Source organism: Acinetobacter sp. YH12235, from assembly GCF_013417705.1.
Taxonomy (GTDB): Bacteria; Pseudomonadota; Gammaproteobacteria; order Pseudomonadales; family Moraxellaceae; genus Acinetobacter.
Window position 1 is genome coordinate 21,111 of record NZ_VPDL01000004.1, and the last position, 17,352, is coordinate 38,462.

At 40.9% G+C, this 17,352-nt stretch carries 17 protein-coding genes; 9 read left to right on the forward strand and 8 right to left on the reverse strand.

All coding sequences use genetic code 11. From position 1 onward, the window contains the following. Positions 1-388: 388 nt before the first annotated feature. Positions 389-592: a hypothetical protein gene (locus tag FTV13_RS03205; RefSeq protein WP_125278494.1), complete on the reverse strand. Its 204-nt coding sequence runs from the start codon at positions 590-592 to the stop codon at positions 389-391. 345 nt (positions 593-937) lie between these two features. On the opposite strand from FTV13_RS03205, the gene FTV13_RS03210 reads away from it, so the two are divergent. Both FTV13_RS03210 and FTV13_RS03215 read left to right on the forward strand, forming a co-directional pair. After that, positions 938-1,516, forward strand: coding sequence for an ANTAR domain-containing response regulator (locus FTV13_RS03210; RefSeq protein ID WP_004785667.1), 579 nt, complete (start codon positions 938-940; stop codon positions 1,514-1,516). 10 nt (positions 1,517-1,526) lie between these two features. After that, positions 1,527-2,531 (forward strand): ABC transporter substrate-binding protein, encoded by a 1,005-nt coding sequence (locus FTV13_RS03215; protein ID WP_179992568.1) that lies wholly within the window; start codon positions 1,527-1,529, stop codon positions 2,529-2,531. 71 nt (positions 2,532-2,602) lie between these two features. Here the strand turns inward: FTV13_RS03215 and mtlD are convergent, their stop codons facing one another. Beyond that, the gene (mtlD, locus tag FTV13_RS03220; RefSeq protein ID WP_180010982.1) at positions 2,603-4,729 is read right to left on the reverse strand and encodes a bifunctional mannitol-1-phosphate dehydrogenase/phosphatase; all 2,127 of its coding nucleotides are present in this window, start codon (positions 4,727-4,729) and stop codon (positions 2,603-2,605) included. A 318-nt stretch (positions 4,730-5,047) separates the two neighbouring features. Here mtlD and FTV13_RS03225 point away from each other — a divergent pair, with 318 nt between their 5' ends. The 5 genes from FTV13_RS03225 to FTV13_RS03245 all read left to right on the forward strand — a co-directional run bounded on the left by FTV13_RS03225 (position 5,048) and on the right by FTV13_RS03245 (position 9,176). Beyond that, complete coding sequence (locus FTV13_RS03225) at positions 5,048-5,992, forward strand: ABC transporter permease (protein WP_179992570.1); 945 nt, start codon at positions 5,048-5,050, stop codon at positions 5,990-5,992. Beyond that, the gene (locus tag FTV13_RS03230; protein ID WP_179992571.1) at positions 5,992-6,873 is read left to right on the forward strand and encodes an ABC transporter ATP-binding protein; all 882 of its coding nucleotides are present in this window, start codon (positions 5,992-5,994) and stop codon (positions 6,871-6,873) included. Before FTV13_RS03225 ends, FTV13_RS03230 begins: the two co-directional genes overlap by 1 nt. Positions 6,874-6,952: 79 nt before the next feature. Continuing rightward, the gene (locus tag FTV13_RS03235) at positions 6,953-7,960 is read left to right on the forward strand and encodes an isopenicillin N synthase family oxygenase (protein ID WP_179992572.1); all 1,008 of its coding nucleotides are present in this window, start codon (positions 6,953-6,955) and stop codon (positions 7,958-7,960) included. Then, complete coding sequence (locus FTV13_RS03240) at positions 7,957-8,838, forward strand: hypothetical protein (protein WP_179992573.1); 882 nt, start codon at positions 7,957-7,959, stop codon at positions 8,836-8,838. Before FTV13_RS03235 ends, FTV13_RS03240 begins: the two co-directional genes overlap by 4 nt. Positions 8,839-8,846: 8 nt before the next feature. Continuing rightward, the gene (locus FTV13_RS03245) at positions 8,847-9,176 is read left to right on the forward strand and encodes a multidrug efflux SMR transporter (protein ID WP_179992574.1); all 330 of its coding nucleotides are present in this window, start codon (positions 8,847-8,849) and stop codon (positions 9,174-9,176) included. 285 nt (positions 9,177-9,461) lie between these two features. Here FTV13_RS03245 and FTV13_RS03250 read toward each other — a convergent pair whose 3' ends face one another. Genes FTV13_RS03250 through FTV13_RS15710 form a run of 4 tightly spaced genes read right to left on the reverse strand, consistent with a single transcriptional unit; the run spans position 9,462 to position 12,853 of the window. After that, positions 9,462-10,484 carry an ABC transporter substrate-binding protein gene (locus FTV13_RS03250; protein WP_179992575.1) on the reverse strand — a complete coding sequence of 341 codons (1,023 nt, stop codon included), beginning with the start codon at positions 10,482-10,484 and terminating at the stop codon, positions 9,462-9,464. Next, positions 10,481-12,289 (reverse strand): allophanate hydrolase, encoded by a 1,809-nt coding sequence (gene atzF / locus FTV13_RS03255; RefSeq protein WP_179992576.1) that lies wholly within the window; start codon positions 12,287-12,289, stop codon positions 10,481-10,483. The genes FTV13_RS03250 and atzF overlap by 4 nt, the downstream gene beginning before the upstream one ends. Continuing rightward, positions 12,286-12,738: a CopG family ribbon-helix-helix protein gene (locus FTV13_RS03260; protein WP_099339103.1), complete on the reverse strand. Its 453-nt coding sequence runs from the start codon at positions 12,736-12,738 to the stop codon at positions 12,286-12,288. The genes atzF and FTV13_RS03260 overlap by 4 nt, the downstream gene beginning before the upstream one ends. Further along, positions 12,731-12,853 carry a hypothetical protein gene (locus tag FTV13_RS15710; RefSeq protein WP_257218449.1) on the reverse strand — a complete coding sequence of 41 codons (123 nt, stop codon included), beginning with the start codon at positions 12,851-12,853 and terminating at the stop codon, positions 12,731-12,733. Before FTV13_RS15710 ends, FTV13_RS03260 begins: the two co-directional genes overlap by 8 nt. Positions 12,854-13,473: 620 nt before the next feature. Between FTV13_RS15710 and FTV13_RS03265 the strand changes: the two genes are divergently transcribed. Beyond that, positions 13,474-14,475 (forward strand): OmpA family protein, encoded by a 1,002-nt coding sequence (locus FTV13_RS03265; protein WP_179992577.1) that lies wholly within the window; start codon positions 13,474-13,476, stop codon positions 14,473-14,475. An 83-nt stretch (positions 14,476-14,558) separates the two neighbouring features. After that, positions 14,559-16,478: an AAA family ATPase gene (locus FTV13_RS03270; RefSeq protein WP_180010984.1), complete on the forward strand. Its 1,920-nt coding sequence runs from the start codon at positions 14,559-14,561 to the stop codon at positions 16,476-16,478. A gap of 135 nt (positions 16,479-16,613) precedes the next feature. Here the strand turns inward: FTV13_RS03270 and FTV13_RS03275 are convergent, their stop codons facing one another. Further along, positions 16,614-16,916, reverse strand: a complete 303-nt coding sequence (locus FTV13_RS03275) for a helix-turn-helix domain-containing protein (RefSeq protein ID WP_179992579.1) — start codon at positions 16,914-16,916, stop codon at positions 16,614-16,616. A 1-nt stretch (position 16,917) separates the two neighbouring features. Next, positions 16,918-17,265, reverse strand: a complete 348-nt coding sequence (locus FTV13_RS03280) for a type II toxin-antitoxin system RelE/ParE family toxin (protein WP_179992580.1) — start codon at positions 17,263-17,265, stop codon at positions 16,918-16,920. Between the last annotated feature and the right edge of the window lie 87 nt (positions 17,266-17,352).

The window sequence follows — 17,352 nt, forward strand, 5'->3', positions numbered from 1 at the left end:
CAGATATTTTCTGCCAAAATATCTGACTGGTGCGGCAATATTTTTAATTTTTTCTATACAAAAAATCTGTCAGTACTTTACAAGATCACAGACAGATTCATACAAGTTCTGACATCTAATTTATTAAGTATTTGTAATTTATAGATATGTATTTTTTTCTTGTAACCATCTAATTCGAGTTGGCAAAAAGTGATTTAAATTAAAAATTTTGAAGATATAAACAATATTCTGATTCATCAAGATCAGTTTAATAGACAGGTTTCTAGACCAAAATCTTAGTCATAACTAGAAAATAGAATTCTTATTTTTTGAACTATGGCTTATAGATTTCAGCCCAAAAAAGAAACCCTCCTGCTGGAGAGTTTCTTCATGTATTCTGGCTATTATTTTATTTAGAGGCATTTTCGATTACTTGTGCTTGTAATGGTACAGCTTGCTGGGTTTCAGCTGATTTTTTCTTGGTTTTCATTTCTGCCACTTTGGCCAGAGTTTTCTCGGTAAAACGTAAACCGCCATCTTCTGCCATCACATTACCCGCCATCAAAAGACTGCTCATTACTACTAGCAGGGATGGTATAAGTTGTAATTTCATGTCTATTCCACCTTTTTATTTTATAGTGGATTAAAAATAAGCAATTATTATTCCAATATTTTTATCTATATTTGATTTTTTTATTTTTCCCGATCATCTTGATGAAATTAAAATTGATCTAAGCGATAAATTTTATATTCTTTATTGTCTTAAAATTCCTTATTTTAGTGCGATTATTTTGGTTACGCCTCATTTTAGTCAGAGTAATTTAGTCTCATCAGACTCTATACACTATTTTTATGACACTTTTAACCTGATCTCCTGATTTTTTGCACCAAATTGCATGGTATGTTTTTTGCATAAGTCCTCATAGATATTCCCCGATGTACTAGTTAAAAATCTTGCATGTCTAAATTACGAATTGCCCTGATTGATGATGATCCAGAACGCGCTGAATTTATTCAGGCTTCTTTACTTGCGCATGATTTTCATGTGGTGGCCTGTGTCATTCTGAATGACCTCAACATTGTTGATATCAAAAGCCTGCATGCCGATGTCATTCTGTTAAATATGGATCATCCTCATCGCGATATTATCGAAAGCTGCGTGAGTCAGTATGAATTACCTACGGTTCTATTTACCCAAAATTCCAACAAGGACACCATCAGAAATGCCATTGATGCCGGAGTCACGGCATATATTGTGGACGGGATTGATCCAACCAAACTGGAAAATATTCTGGAAATATCGATTGAACAATTCCAGAAACATAAAAAACTGTTACATGACCTGAAGGAAACTCAGGAAAAATTAAGTGATCGCAGGGATATTGATAAAGCCAAAGTCCTGCTGATCCAGCTGCATGGACTGAGCGAAGAAGAAGCATTTGCCCTGTTGCGCAAAAATGCCATGAGTCACCGGATTACCATTGGCGATATGGCAAGGCGCTTACTTGATGCACAAAAACTGTTATCCGGCCAATAAGGAGCATTCAATGACAACATTAGAAAAAACAGAACTCAATATTGGCTATATTCCACTGCTTGATTGTGTTGCCATTCTTTGGGCGGAGCGACAAGGTTATTTTACTGAACAGGGTTTAAAGGTAAACCTGATCCGTGAAGCCTCCTGGTCCAGCTTACGCGACCGTCTGGCCTATGGCTTTCTGGATGCTGCCCATTGCCTGTCTGCCATGCTTCCCGCGGCTGCTTTGGGCGCAGACCAGTTACAAGTCGCTTTGCAGACCCCATTAGTCCTCAGTATCAATCAGGCATTTATCAGCTTAAGACAGGATTTGTGTTATGAACTGGGCATTCAGCCTGAAGATAATGAACAGATCACGTCACAAAAGCTGGTCAGTGCCTTAAAGCAGCAACATAAAGTAGGTCTGGCTCATGTTTATAAATACTCCATTCATCATTACTGTTTAAGAGAATGGCTGGCTTTAACTGATGCGCAATATGCTAAAAATATATTGCTCAAGACCTCACCTCCCCCTTTGATGGTCAAAGGGATTGCAGCACAGATTTTTGATGGTTTTTGTGTGGGTGAACCTTGGAATATTCAGGCCAAGCTTGAAGGTTATAGCCTGATTGTCGCAGCAAGCCAAAATGTGATTCCTAAAGTGGCAGATAAAGTACTAGCAATAACTCAGGAATGGGGCGAGTTGCATCCACTGACTGTAGAGGCCTTAGTCGCAGCTGTAAATAAAGCCCAGATGGATTTAAAGCATGCTACGGATCTTTCTGAAGTCTGGGACATGCTGATGGATTATCAGATTATCCAGTTTGAATGTTCAGCTTCTCGACACGTTTATGACTTCCATAAGATTCAGAATATTATTCGTAACCTTGCAGGTGAAAGTGTTGAGCCTCAATTCACCGATTTTATCTGGCTATTAGAGCAGATGGAAAAATGGGAAAATATTGATCTGTCCGCAGATGATCAGCTACAGATTGCACAATCCTGTATTTATCAGCAAGAATCCACGACTGTATAAATTATAAATTTATAAACTTCCATAAAAAAAGACCCAGAATCGTTCTGGGTCTTTTTATTTACTGCTGATATTTAGCTGAGCGCTTGCTGCAAATCCAGTTGCATGAATTTTTGCAAGGACAATTTTCCAGCAATCATCTGATTGATGAATTGTGACATTTCATCATACAAGGTCTCATATAGTTGCGGCTCTAATGCCATATGTCTTAACTGGATTTGTAAATGCATCAACAGTTCCTGCTGCTCGCATTCACCCTGTTCCAGAGCATAGATATAACCTAACACTGCGCCTTTTAAAACCACATCAAACGGTAAACTATATTTAAGCAAGGTCGATAATGAACCCATAACCCGTTCATTGTGTTTCAGCTTTCTTAAGGGTTCACGCCCTACACGTGCACATGGGTCCTGATAAGCATAGGCACAGGATTCAGTAAAACTTTGTGCCAGATGTTCCAGATCTGAAGCATGCTTAGGAATCTGGTAACAGAGACCATGCTTCACCTGCGCTAAGGCCTGCTGCATGAATTTTCTGACCGCATGATCTGACATGGCCACGCCAATGGTCTGATGACCGCGCAGGCTGGCATACCAGGCCATCATCGCATGCACACCATTCCATAAGCGGTTTTTAATCAGCTGGATATTGGCAATATCATCTACCAGAATCATCTGGCGCATTTTAGCCAATAATGGACTGTTATTTTCCACATAGATTGGCATATCCGTTTCGGCATTAAACAGAATCAGATCCATTGACTGTAGAATATGACTTGGCTGAAAATTACGGCGCAGGTCTTCAATATATAAGCCCGCCTGATGTTCCTGCTCTGCATTCAGGGCTGTAGAATCATCCAGATCCACTACAGACAGATCTTCATCCAGCTGATACTGCTTGAACATGTTGTATTTGATACGCAGCTGACGATACAGTTTCTGGTCTGACAGCTTGGACACCATACGGTTCACCACTGTGTCACAGAAATAATGCTGATCCATAATGTGCTGCGCTGTCTGTTCATCCGTAATCTGTTTCAGACGGCTCAGAATCTGCTGCATCACCAGCTGTTTGGCCCCGATTTTATTCAGGATAATTAACAGCGTCAGCGGCTGTTCCTGCTGCTCATAAGCCAAGTATCGCGCATATAAACCCTGTGCAATCACCTCTGCTTCAGAAACCAGAGCTTCCTCAGGGACACAGACTGCCACCAGACTGGATTCAATATACATATTCTGCATTTGCTTCAGATCATATGCATCAATCACGCTCATATTTTCAATACGCTGGTCAAAAGAGTTCTGACCATAACGAATGCAATAGGTGCCAAACGCATTAACGGCAGACTGATAGAGTGGATTACGGGTCGAGGCAATAATTTTGCGTGGACGCGTATAACCATCCCAGTGTGATAACACCTGAGCCAGATAACCACCACCAATTGCACCGAAGCCGTGAATCCCAACTGTTAACTGATTCAGCGTTTGCGGAAATGCAGTCTCAAGTTCTGGCATTTCCAGAACCGGAACAAACTGGTTCAGATCTGTCAGAAAATCTTCCATCGTTTCATAATAATACTGGGCTTGTGCCAGCATCGATTTATTCGGCGTTTTAATATCTTTAAAAAGTACCGTCATACCGCCTGCATCATAGGCAGATCGTAGACCATTTTCAGAATCTTCAAACATCAGGCATTGAGCCGGACTTAAATTGATTTTTTCGGCTGCACTGATAAAAATTTCTGGATGAGGTTTCCCCTGTTTAATCTCATCGCCACACACCAGTACATCAAAAAATTTATAGACATTGGCATTGATCAGATATTCTTCTGCGATCGCACGTCGGCTCGAAGTCGCCACAGCCATTTTCAGGCCTGCCTTGCGTAGGCGTTCCAGTACTTGTAATAAACCTTTTTTAATTGGAACACCATAATTGCGTACATGTTCTAGTTCCAGTACATCAGCACGCTGGCGGATCTCGGCATAAGGAACATCTTGTCCATAACGCTCTTTGGCCAGCTGCTCGGCACTACGGGCACTTAAGCCCAAACACTGCATTAAATAGTTTTCAGAAAATTCGACGCCGATCAGCTCACGCGAAGCTTGTTGCAAGGTTTGAAAGCGCAAACGTTCAGTATCAAACATGGTTCCATCCATATCGAAAATTGCGCCGTGTACGATTTGATTTTTAAATTCTAGCATTGCTCCCCTTTTATAATTCAATGAGTTAAGAAGTGGACAATACCTTAAGGAAAATAAGAGATTAAATAAACCGATGTAAAGATATGAAATAGTTCTGACTATAAATTGATCAATAAAGACTAAAATAAGATTATTTATGTTTCTGGATGTAATCAAACTGTTAACTTAAGTAAGTTATTAATCTTGCCCCTCAGTTTAAATTTTTCTTTTGAAATATCAGGTTATTTTATCATTTTAAATGTTTCTGCTTATCATGGCATCCATTTTGCTTGATCAGTATTACGTTTTATAAAAATTGTAATATTGAGGGGCAACACTATGAGTTACGTTGCACGTGAACTCAGTCAAAGAAATAAAATACTGTTTGGCTTGGGCTCTTTTTTAATACCGATCTTGATTTGGTGTGCAGTCAGTTATTTGCCATTTATCTGGCATCCACAAGTCCAGATTGCCGATTCAGGCAGCGTTAGCTATTTACAAGTCGGTAGTCGTATTGATAAGGATATCTTTTTCTCTGCTGCGCAATCCGCAGTGGATCAAGGTCTGGCGCCGCCCCAAGGTATTCTGGTCAATCCGATCTATCTGCCTGCCCCGCATGAAGTGGCGATCGCATTGGTCACTGCATTTACCACAGAACCTGCTCAAGCCAATGCTCCATGGTTTCATGAAAGCCTGTGGCACAGTATCAAGTTAGTGTTTACTGCCTTCTTAATATCTTCCCTGATTGGTATTCCACTCGGTATTTTATGTGGCTTCTCTAACAAAATTTCCCAACTGACCGAGCCATTTGTTGAGTTTTTCCGCTATTTGCCAGCTCCAGCCTTTGGTGCGCTTGCGGTTGCTATTTTAGGCATCAACGATGCACCAAAAGTAGCCATCATTGTGATTGGAACCCTGTTCCAGCAAATCCTGATTATTGCCAATACCACACGACTGGTAGATCGCAGTCTGATTGAAGCCGGTTTTACTTTGGGTACCAATAAATTAAAAAGCCTGTTTCATGTGGTCATTCCAGCGGCCCTTCCTGAAATTTATCGTAACTTACGCGTACTGCTCGGCTGGGCATGGACGTACCTGATCGTGGCTGAATTGATCGGTAGTACGTCTGGTATTACCTGGTTTATTACCCAGCAGGCCCGTTATCAGAATTTTGACAATGTCTTTGCAGCGATCCTGATCATTGGGGTAATTGGTCTGCTCTGTGACGTGATTTTAATGAAATTGGGACAACGCTTATTTAAATGGAAACCGGGAGCAAACTGATGCAAAACACTGAATTTAATACCCACGAATATTTTGACAAGATTTATAGCCGTCCAGTCATCCTGGAAGCCAAACAGCTCACTCAATCCTTCAAGCATGGCAAAACTGAACGCACCATTTTAAATGGCATTGACCTGAAAATTCATAAACGTGAGTTTATCTGTGTGATTGGTCCATCAGGTTGCGGTAAATCGACTTTTAGCCGTGTGGTAGCTGGGCTAGATCCTTATACCAGCGGTGAAATTCTGGTGGATGGCAAGCCGATTACTGGCCCAAGCCCAGAACGCGGCATGGTGTTTCAGGGGTATACCCTGTTCCCATGGAAGACCGTGAAAGAAAACATTATGTTTGGCCCGAAAATGAAAGGCCAAAGTAATGCTTCTGCTGAAGCGCAGGCACGTGAATGGATCAATATCATTGGTCTGGAAAAATATCAGGATCAGTATCCGCATCAACTTTCAGGCGGAATGAAACAACGTGTGGCGATTGCCCGCGCCTTGGTCAATGAACCTAAAGTATTGCTGATGGATGAACCTTTTGGTGCACTAGACCCGCATACGCGCCAAAAAATGCAGCGTCATCTGATGGATTTGTGGAAAAACATCGACATTACCATCATTTTCGTGACCCACGATATGGATGAAGCGATCTTGCTGGCAGACCGGATTGTGGCGCTGAAAGCCAATCCAGGTGAAATCAAGGAAATTATTGAGGTCAATCTTCCTCGTCCACGCCATCCGGATCTGATGCTGACTCCGGAATTTAAACAGCTTCGCGAGCACGTCAATCATCTAGTACATGCACAGGAGGATGAGCTGGATCCTGCACTAGCCGATCTTCCAGAAATTCCACGCTTGACCAAAGTCAGCACGAGCAAATAATCCATTTAAAAAAAGAGCCTTTGGGACGACCCAAAGGTTTTAGTCGCTGTGTTGGACGACCAACAATAAGGTGATTGCAATGCAAGACCAATACGTACTCCCACTCGTCGATATTTCTAAAATGCAAAGTCCACATCTGGCCGATCGTCTTGAAGTTGCGGCAGCTTTAGACCAGGCCTGTAAAGATGTCGGATTCCTTTATCTTAAAGGAGATCAGTTTAATTTTGATTATGCCACGTCACTGGTTGAACTGGCTAAATCCTATTTTGAGCAGGATCTGGACACAAAAATGCAGCACTATATTGGCAAATCCAGTAACCATAGCGGTTATGTGCCAATTGGTGAAGAACAGTTCGCAGGCAACAGTTATGACCTCAAAGAAGCCTACGATGTGAATTATGACTATCAGGGTTCTAGAACAGACTGCCCATTACTTGGCCCAACCTTATGGCCTGATTATCCAAATTTTAAAGCCATTGTCAGCCAATATTACGGTCACTTGCGCACCATTAGCGAACAAATTTTTTCTGCTTTTGCCCTGGCTCTTGGTGTCAAAGAAGATTTCTTTGCCGATAAAATTAATGATGCGCCAAGTCAATTGCGCCTGATTCATTATCCGTACAATCCGGATATCAAAGATGCCGAAGGCATCGGAGCACATACCGACTATGAATGCTTTACCCTGCTATTACCAACTGCGCCAGGTTTGCAGGTGCTGAACAAAGCTGGCGAATGGATTGATATTCCATTGATTGAAAATACGTTGGTGATGAACATTGGAGACATGATGGAAATCCTGTCCAATGGCAAATACCTGGCAACCAAACACCGCGTAAAAAAAGTCTCTGAAGAACGTTATTCCTTCCCGCTGTTCTGTGCCTGTAACTATGACACGGTGATTGAACCGGTGGTAAAAACTGATGATTCCAAATATAAGCCTTTGATTGGTGGTGAACACCTGTTTAATCAGACCGCACAAACGTTCCAGTATTTAAAACAGCGAATTGCCAATGGTGAGCTGGTTCTAAAAAATGCCGTTCCACTGTCTTCCTTTGGTTTAAATGAAAAATCGGAGGCAGCATCATGAACCTATTAGAAGCCATAAAAAAATTAACGCCAACAACTACTCAACCTGAAGTAGTTCCGAGCTTTTTATATGGGGCATTTCGCAGGAAAAGCATCAGTTTCTTTAATGGCCTGACCGATCAAAACACCATTGTGTACTGGTTCCAGTCACGCAGCTTTACTATTGATCTACGCCTGAAAAGTCAGAATGACACACCAGTGACAGAACGTCAGGGCTGGATTGGCAATACGGTATGGGATGATGCAACGCAGCTCTTGTCATGGGAAGTTGAAGACTACGCCAATTATCAAAATCATGTGCAGTGGCCTGAACCGGCCAAACTACATGCGATCGGGAACTGTATTCTGGAATTTTTACCCAGCAACGTCTATGTCGAAGACTGGCGTCAGCAAGTGAAGAAAGGTCTGTTCTTAGGCCTACGTCTAGAATCTGCGGTAGATGTCCAATCAGGTGCAAAGCTGCAAATGGATGGCGGTCTGATCATCTGTGATGATCATATAGCCTATGCCCTGACCCGCTTGCCAGAGGTGCAATCTCAAGTTGCAGAACTAGATATCAAGTCAGCCGATACTACTTCATTTGATCTATTACAAAGCTTTGAAGTCTCTATTGGCACCCAAGGTTTAAGTAAAACCTACAGCACCCGTACCGGTGAAACAGGCAACGCCTTTGATCTGGACAATTTTGAAATTCTGGATGCAACCCGTCTGGTCCAGCATGTGGTTCTGGATGGTCGTGCAATTGACCTGATTTTTAAGATTGATATCTACCAACCTGAATATGAGTTTCAGCACAGGACTAGCACGACTGCAGAAGCAGCACAGTGGATGAGCGCGGAACAGAATCACCTGCTGCATCATGCAGAACGGGTGTTATAAGGAGGAATATGGCTTTTTTATATCTATCCGTTGCTATTATTGCAGAAGTCATCGCGACTTCTGCACTAAAGGCCTCCAATGGCTTTAGCGTACTCTGGCCTTCAATCACCACATTTGTTGGCTATGCGATTGCCATTTTCTTTCTTTCCATGGCCATGAAAACCATCCCAATGGGCATTGCTTATGCCATCTGGTCCGGTGCAGGTATTATCCTGATTTCTACAGTGGGACTGCTGGTGTTCAAGCAGCATCTGGATATTCCGGCACTGATTGGTCTGTCATTCATGATTGTGGGAATTATTTTTATTAATGTCTTTTCCAAAAGTATTGAACTTTAATTTCTTAATATTAGTGTTTTTCATCAGTCATTTTTTAATTACTAAGAAGTAAATTCCCTCTCCTTGTAGGAGACTTGCGGAGCATGCTCCTCAGGGAGAGGTTCTCTCTAATAAATACCCTCATCCTCTTGCAAAGCTATGCTTCTCATCCCAGAGGGAGAAGAAACTTTCAATATCCATTAAATTTGAATATTAATGATCATTTTTCGATTTATAAAAGATATTTACACATCTAACAATAAAAAATCCCCGAAACTGGGGATTTTTTATTGTTTGGATTTCGACTTATTTCAGCTCTTGTACCAGCGTTGGAACAATCACACTATCCACATTCATTTCAGTGCTATAAATGCCATTAGTGACGTTAAACTTGTTGACGTGATAGCTTGAACCATAGATCGAATCGAAACCCTCACCTTTGGTAAAGACTTTTTTGTTCGCTTCCAGATCCAGCAAATGGGTACCATCTACAAACTGCATATAGGCTTTAGCATCAACACCGACACGTTTCGACATGATTTCTACAGCATCTGCACGTGTTGCCGGGTCATTGATATATTTAACAGTTTTATCCCAAACTTGAATGACCTTTTTCCATTGCTCTTTATTGGCTTCCAGATGCGCAGGATTCACGGTCAAGGTGTCGTAAATCAGACCAGCTTTATCTTTAGAGCTGAAAATAATTTTTGAACCAGCAACCGCAGATAAGGCCTGATTCGCGACTGGCTGCCATACCGCAATCGCATCAATATCCGCTGTTGCAAAGACCTGTGGCAGTTCATTGGTCATGGTATTGACCAGTTTCACTTCATTCAGTTTAACCTTTGCATCATCCAGAGCAGTCGATAGCAGCAAGTGATCGACCAGACCTTTTTCAGTGGCAACAGTTTTACCGCGTAAATCCTGAATCGAGTTGATTCCATTCTTGGCAATGATCACGTCATTTCCGGCTGAATAATCCGTTGCCAGTATCATCACGCCTTTGGTACCACCAGAGCCAGTCACCAGATTATCACCATTGGTTACCATGACTGCATCCAGCTGATTTGCTGCAAAGGCAGACAATGAAGCAGAATAGTCAAACCATTTAAAATCTGCATTCACACCTGCTTCTTTTAACCAGCCTTTTTCAATCGCCACTTGCCAAGCCACCCAACCTGGCCAGTCGCTATAGCCGATACGAATCGGCTGAGTATTTACATTGCCTTTGGCCTGACCAGAGGATTCTGGAACTTTCGCCGTATTGTCACAACCACTGAATAAAATGGCACCGCAAACCGATGCTGCCAGAGTAGCTTTTTTGATCATTGTGCGATTTCCCCTATGCAATTACATTTAAAACGCGTATTTGAAAGTTGTTTTGATTTGATAAATTCACGCCAGCCGCCGAAATGACTGATCTCAGTTGCATCTTCCAGCGCATAGCCTTCGCAGATAAAACCTTTAACCCAGCTGCCATCTGCCAGCTGTACATTGCCAATGCCCAGCGGTGCCGGAACTTCTGCCACGATCTGACCAAAGTTGGCGAATGAAATATCCCAAACTTCCACTTCGATCTCCTGACCTTTGCTGTAGTACTGCAAGCCCGGTTTCGGTGGTGTGGTATTTTTCAGTGCGAACAGTTTGTAGTTGGCTGCGGTTTTGGTTTTTTGCACTAGCGTGCCACCACGTGTGGTGAGCTGGAAGTTCAACGGCATATCAGTCAGATGTGCACCGACAACAGCCAGTTTTACTGCATGCTGTGACTGAATCTGGCCTATTGGTTCATAAGTTTTTTCAGATGTTCCTAGTGTTAAAGCCGTTGCCTGCTGCCAAGTCTGGCCAAAGTTTGCCAAGGCCTGATCCATCCAGGCGGGTGCAATGAAGGTCACCCCACTTGGCAAACCATCAGCGCGAATTGTATTAGGCAGTGCCAAAGCCGATAAATCCGCAAAATTCACGAAGTTGGTATAAGCGCCCATATGGCTGTTTTTCACCAACGGATCAGCTTCTACATCGGCAATCTTGTAGATGGTTGGCGCCGTTGGCACCATCAAGGCATCAAAATCCGCCAGCGCCAGATTGATCTGACGAGCCAATTGCGCTCTTTCATATTCCGCCTGCATCATATCCACGGCATTAAAGTTATCTGCCTGACTGATGATCTGGTTAATCACCGGATGCGTTACATCACGAGAAACCAGTTTTTCAACAGCATTGGTCCGTTCAGCCACCCAAGCCTTGTTATAAAGTGCGGATGCCAACTGGTTGAAAATGCTGAAATCAATCGCTTCAACTGCATAACCAAGCTGTTTTACACGAGCAATTGCCAATTCAAAGGCTTTATCAGTTTCGGCATCGCCATAGAATTCCAGTTGTGCTGGAATCGCGATTTTGCCTTTGGAAAATTGGGTTGGCACATTGGCTGGATGCTGGCGGGAATATTCATCGCTTGCGTCATAGCCTTGCATAATTTGTGCGACTTGCCATGCATCATCTACAGTCAGGGCAAAAATTGAAATTACATCAATAGTGCGGCACGCGGGTACCAGACCTGTAGTGGAGAACCAGCCTTTGGTGGGTTTCAAGCCGACAATATTGTTATGTCCTGCCGGTACACGACCTGAACCCGCCGTATCGGTACCTAAACTAAAAGGCACCTGACCATTCGCCACCGCGACCGATGAACCAGAGCTTGAACCGCCGCTGATATATTCCGGATTAAAGCTGTTTTTCACTGCGCCGTAGGGTGAACGTACACCAACTAAGCCAGTTGCAAACTGGTCCAGGTTGGTTTTACCCACCACAATAGCCCCTGCTGCTTTTAATTTAGCTACGACTGTGGCATCGCTGGTCGCCAGATAAGAAGCTTCTTTGCAGGCTGCGGTGGTATAAAAACCGGCAACATCAATATTGTCTTTGACTGCGAATGGAATGCCGTAGAGTGGCAATTCGGCTAGTGATTTTCCTGTTAAGGCATCAATTTGTGCTTGTAATTGTTCTGCAGATGCAATTGAAATCCAGGCATGATCATCATTTTGAAATGATGCAACATAATCGATCAGGTCCTGTAACTGAATCTGCTGCTGTTGGTAGGCGTTCTGCCAGTCTTGAATTGTCCATAAAGTATTCATGACAATACTCCTTTATTGGTATTTTGGGGAATGGGAGGCATCACGGCATCCATCAGTTCCAGGTGTCCTTTGAGCACCCCTTTTAATGCAATAAATTGTTCGCTAATTTCTTTTAAATCACTGCTTACACCCTGCATCAGCATCACTTGCAGGACTTTCTGATCATCCAGCTGGATATGCAGCGAGCTGATCACCTGTTCCAGATATTGCTGTTGCAAATCGACCAATTGGGAACGTAACGGTTTCAGGCTGACGTCATAGACCAGCGTCAGCGTACCGACCATGACTTCATCACGAGAAACCAGTTCATCAATCAGGTGGCGGTTAATCATGTCGACAATGGCCTGCGAGCGGCTTTCATAATGCTGCTCGACAATTTTCTGATCCATGGCCTGTAATGTGGTTTCCGGCACGGTGATACTGATTCGTGCCAATTTCGGTTTAGACACGTCTGTTTTCCTTGAGTGAATCCTGTTTGACATAAAGCCCGGCGCGAACGCTGAGCAGTTCAATTAAAAATTGGGCAAATGGATGCAGCTTGGCTTTTTTGCTTTGATTATTCATGCGCATCTCCTTGGTATTACTGAATGTGAATTTCGTATTACTTAAGGAAATGCAGAAAGCGTGCCAGTTTTAGATGAGGAAATTTACTAATTACGAGCAGAAAAGACTGAAATTCAGCTTAAAAAAAGCCCCATCAACGGTTATGGGGCTTTTTTGGAATCAAAATGAGTGAATTAATTCACCAAGAGGCCGTTAAATTAATCATGTACTGTAATTATTTTTAGACATGATGGATTGATCGAGAATTGCGTCTGGTTCTTCAAGTAATATGCTCTCCTCTTTTAATTCGGTATATAAATAAAAGCAGAAAATATGCCAAATATAAAGAGTTTTTTATTATTAAAAAATTGATTTAAAACAGTTAGTTGAAAATTAATAAATGCTACAAAATGTGTCTAAAATATTTATGCGCCAAGAGTGATCAAACTTGCACCAAAACGATATCAAAATGGGGTTTTATGGTACAGTTTTTGATAATGGAATCTTCACCAATTACTCTTCTCTAGCTTTAATTATGAATACTAAAGCCGCTCAGATTTAGGTTTCGATTAAAATTTGCACTACAGGTGAATTTCTATACAATAAATTCCATAAAAATGCCCGAACAATAAGGAAATTTAATGAAGACTTCCACTCTCCTTCGTACTGCCATTCTTTGTACGCCTTTTATTTTTGCGGCATGTAGCAAAACCGAGCAAGCAGAAACCTCCAAAACCGAAATCCAGCAGGAAGATACCACGCAAGCTGCCGAAACGGCACAGACACAAGCTTTTGACATCAGTAAAATACCACTCAGCACAGCGACACTCGGTGACTTTCCTTATATTGCCCTGCCAGATGGTTATATCTATCAAAATACCGAGCAGCGCAATTTTGAGCGTGTTCCATTCTGGACAGGACAGCAACTGGAATGGATCGAAGGACAATTATTCAGTTCAGGCATTACCTCGAAACCGGAATATAAAGAAGGCAATTTTTTAGAAATTCAGCGTAATCTGGAGAGTGTGATCAAGGATTTGGGCGGTGTGGAAATTGCCAATAGCCAGATTCCAAAAGACATCATCGAAAAAATTCCGAAGGATTTTCAGGTGCAATATTATGCGGGTCTGGGGGATATTTTTAACTACCCGACCAAGACTTATGTGGTTCGTCAGGAAGATAAGACTGCATGGTTCCAGCTAACCCAATCTGGTAATTATATTTCGCTGATGGTGGCTGAATCTAAATCTTTAAATGTGACTGCCAAAGCCCTGACTTCAAGTGCACTAAAACAAAGTCTTGATCAGGACGATAAAGTCAGCGTACAGATTAACTTTGCAACCGATAAAGCCGAGATTTTGCCGGACTCACAAGCGCAAATTGAGCAGATGGTTGCCTTATTAAATGACAACCCGGATTTAAAACTGGGCATTTATGGTCATACCGACAATACCGGTGATGCAGCTTATAACTTAGAGCTGTCTGATCAGCGTGCGCAAAGTGTGGTTACTGCCCTGACCAAAGCAGGTATTGAAGGCAGTCGTTTAACTGCCAAAGGTTTCGGGAATACTCAGCCTGTTGCAGATAATTCGAATGAAGATGGTAAAGCGAAGAATCGTCGGGTGGAGTTGGTGAAGCTGTAAAAGTAAGTCTATAAGACTTTGAAAATGTTTTAAAAGTGTACCATTACTGATAAATTACCCCCCATAATTCGGGGGCTTTTTTTATGACAGAAAAACTATATTATTGGGCTGAAAATTTAGAAAACTATACATCAGATAACGACAGTGAAACGGGCTATAATGAAGTTATAGAAATCAAACGTCTTAACTTTTTTATTGGAAAAAATAATTCTGGTAAAAGTCGTTTCATTCGTAATCTGTTTCAAACCACTCAAGGTCAGCAACTATATAATTCTCTTCAATTTAGAAGGCTATTGGCTTTCAAAAAGCAATTACAAATAAGTAAAAAATATAGTGATAATAATACCTACTATAACCATTTTTTGAAAACAACAGAGGACATTAAGCCATCAAAAATAGGTTCTGCAAATTCTAACTTTCCACAAGCACTTGATTACTTATCAAGAATTGGACAGCTATCAAGTCTTTACTCAAACAACAATAAATCTATTGCTACATCAATGTTTAATAAAGAAATAGAATTAAACTTAAATCCTATTTTCATAAACAAAAAATTTTACATCCCTATACTTCGAGGAATGCGTCCTGTCACTGACAAAGAGAATAAATATCCATATATTGAGCGAGCTCAGAAAGATTATTTCCAAGATCATAATAAATTTAATCAAGACAACATCATTACAGGTGAACGCCTTTACTATGAACTAAAAGTCCATTTATTAGGTAAACCACAACAACGTGAACTGATAAAACAATATGAAGAAAAATTAAGTCAGTATTTTTTTGATAATGAAACCGTCACTCTAATTCCATATATTGGTAAAGATGATAATGGTCATGAGAATGATGTTGTACATATTAAAATTGGTGAGGATGATCAATTCCCAATTTATAAACTAGGTGATGGTCTTCAACAAGCAATTATTCTGACTTATGAAGCCTATATCAAAAGCAAAGACAAAAATGGTAATACAGAAATCCATGCATTCTTTATAGAAGAACCAGAATTGCATATGCATGCAGGTATGGTTCGACAACTGATGAATTTCTACTTAAATGAAACTTCACACTATTATTTCTTTACTACACATTCAAATCATTTACTTGATATGGCAGATGAATCTGACCAAGTTATGATTCAAAAATTTGTAAAACAAGCTAGACAAGATAATCCTAAAGAATTCGAGTTTAAAATTTATCGATGCGACCGTGATCGCGATTTACTTGCTTCTCTAGGTGTTCGCCCTTCATCTGTATATCTAGCTAATTGCACGATTTGGGTAGAAGGAGTTACCGATAGACTCTATATCACTAAATATATGGAACAGTATTTGTCGGAGTTAAAAGAATCAAATCCTGATCTTTATAAAAAGTATCGTCGTTTTATGCCTAATTATCATTATACATTCGTGGAATATTCCGGAAGTAATTTATCTCACTGGTCATTTGATGATGATTACCCTAAAACAAGAGAAGAAAGAATTGAATTCCTTCAGCAAGATCGAGGTCAAAGTGCAACTTCCGTCGCAAGTGACATGCTATTGATTGCTGATGGAGACATACAAAAAAATTCTGAAAAAATAAAATTTTTAAGAAAAGAATTGAATAGAGATAATTTAATTATTTTGGAATGTAAAGAAACAGAGAATACTCTACCTAAAAATGCAATTATTCGAGTTGCGAAAGCAAAATTTCCACGCCTAAAAAATGTACGACAGAGCTATGATATTTCCTTAATTGATAATATTAATCAAGATGATTATTTTGATAATGCTCAATACGGTATTGGTCGCTTAATAGATGAAAAAATTAAGAAACCAACATCAAATACAACCAAAACTGCTTTTGCTGATGGTCCTGGTGTCGGGACTATTAAAGATAAACTAAAATTTTGCCGTGAAATTATCAAAGATTTTGATGAAAATCCTGATTGGAAGCTTACACCTAAAGCTAAAGAATTATGTGAAAAAATTTTTAAGCATATTGAAAGATGTAATAAATAAATTTTAATCTCCCCTAACCCCTCTTTAATAAAGAGGGGGAAATTCCCTCCTTTGGAAAAGGAGGGTTAGGGAGGATTTTTAAGCCACTGGTGCCAAAATAAATAACACCTGTCCTGTTTTCACAGTATGAGCTGATTAAACATTAAACCCAATATGTTTCCCTGTAGGCAGCTCTACATCAATACGCAGCTTTCCACCCATTGCTTCAACATATTTTTTCATTGTCGAAATCTTGAGATCGTTGCCACGATTCTCAATTGCAGATAGTGAAGGTTGTTTAATCCCTAAAGTTTCAGCCAGTTCTTTTTGAGAAATTTCCAACTCTTCGCGAATCATATGAAGATGTTGCTCAAGCAGCAGCTCTTCTGCCATTTCCTGAATACGAGCCTGACTCTCAGGAGAACGTTTCGCCAATAATTCTTGCAAAGTTTTAGCCATATCAGTTTACTCCTAAAGATTTCAAATGCAGTGAATACTGTTCATCTGCAATTGCCAGCATCTCTGTATAGAAACGCTTATTGCCACTTTTATCACCAATGCAGAGTACGATTGCCTGTCTTAACGGATCAAAAGCAAAAAATGCCCGGATTGGTTTTCCTCTATGTTGAACACGTAGCTCTTTCATATTGGTATATTTAGAGTTATATATTGTGTCTACCAAAGGTCGCCCAAGACTTGGCCCTTGACTCTGTAATACCACCAAAGCTGCTAAGACTTTTTCTTGTGTCGATTCGTCCTGTTGTTCAAGCCATTCATTAAATACATCTGTGGTCAGTACCGTCCACATACCACAACCCAAATATAGACTATAAGCTATATATTACTAATGTCCACTCTATACTGCAAATAAAAAACCGCCCTTATGGACGGTCTT

Coding starts and splice junctions, on each gene's coding strand:
- FTV13_RS03205 (WP_125278494.1), bottom strand. CDS start 592: ATGAAATTACAACTTATACCATCCCTGCTAGTAGTAATGAGCAGTCTT.
- FTV13_RS03210 (WP_004785667.1), top strand. CDS start 938: ATGTCTAAATTACGAATTGCCCTGATTGATGATGATCCAGAACGCGCT.
- FTV13_RS03215 (WP_179992568.1), top strand. CDS start 1,527: ATGACAACATTAGAAAAAACAGAACTCAATATTGGCTATATTCCACTG.
- mtlD (WP_180010982.1), bottom strand. CDS start 4,729: ATGCTAGAATTTAAAAATCAAATCGTACACGGCGCAATTTTCGATATG.
- FTV13_RS03225 (WP_179992570.1), top strand. CDS start 5,048: ATGAGTTACGTTGCACGTGAACTCAGTCAAAGAAATAAAATACTGTTT.
- FTV13_RS03230 (WP_179992571.1), top strand. CDS start 5,992: ATGCAAAACACTGAATTTAATACCCACGAATATTTTGACAAGATTTAT.
- FTV13_RS03235 (WP_179992572.1), top strand. CDS start 6,953: ATGCAAGACCAATACGTACTCCCACTCGTCGATATTTCTAAAATGCAA.
- FTV13_RS03240 (WP_179992573.1), top strand. CDS start 7,957: ATGAACCTATTAGAAGCCATAAAAAAATTAACGCCAACAACTACTCAA.
- FTV13_RS03245 (WP_179992574.1), top strand. CDS start 8,847: ATGGCTTTTTTATATCTATCCGTTGCTATTATTGCAGAAGTCATCGCG.
- FTV13_RS03250 (WP_179992575.1), bottom strand. CDS start 10,484: ATGATCAAAAAAGCTACTCTGGCAGCATCGGTTTGCGGTGCCATTTTA.
- atzF (WP_179992576.1), bottom strand. CDS start 12,289: ATGAATACTTTATGGACAATTCAAGACTGGCAGAACGCCTACCAACAG.
- FTV13_RS15710 (WP_257218449.1), bottom strand. CDS start 12,853: ATGAATAATCAAAGCAAAAAAGCCAAGCTGCATCCATTTGCCCAATTT.
- FTV13_RS03265 (WP_179992577.1), top strand. CDS start 13,474: ATGAAGACTTCCACTCTCCTTCGTACTGCCATTCTTTGTACGCCTTTT.
- FTV13_RS03270 (WP_180010984.1), top strand. CDS start 14,559: ATGACAGAAAAACTATATTATTGGGCTGAAAATTTAGAAAACTATACA.
- FTV13_RS03275 (WP_179992579.1), bottom strand. CDS start 16,916: ATGGCTAAAACTTTGCAAGAATTATTGGCGAAACGTTCTCCTGAGAGT.
- FTV13_RS03280 (WP_179992580.1), bottom strand. CDS start 17,265: ATGTGGACGGTACTGACCACAGATGTATTTAATGAATGGCTTGAACAA.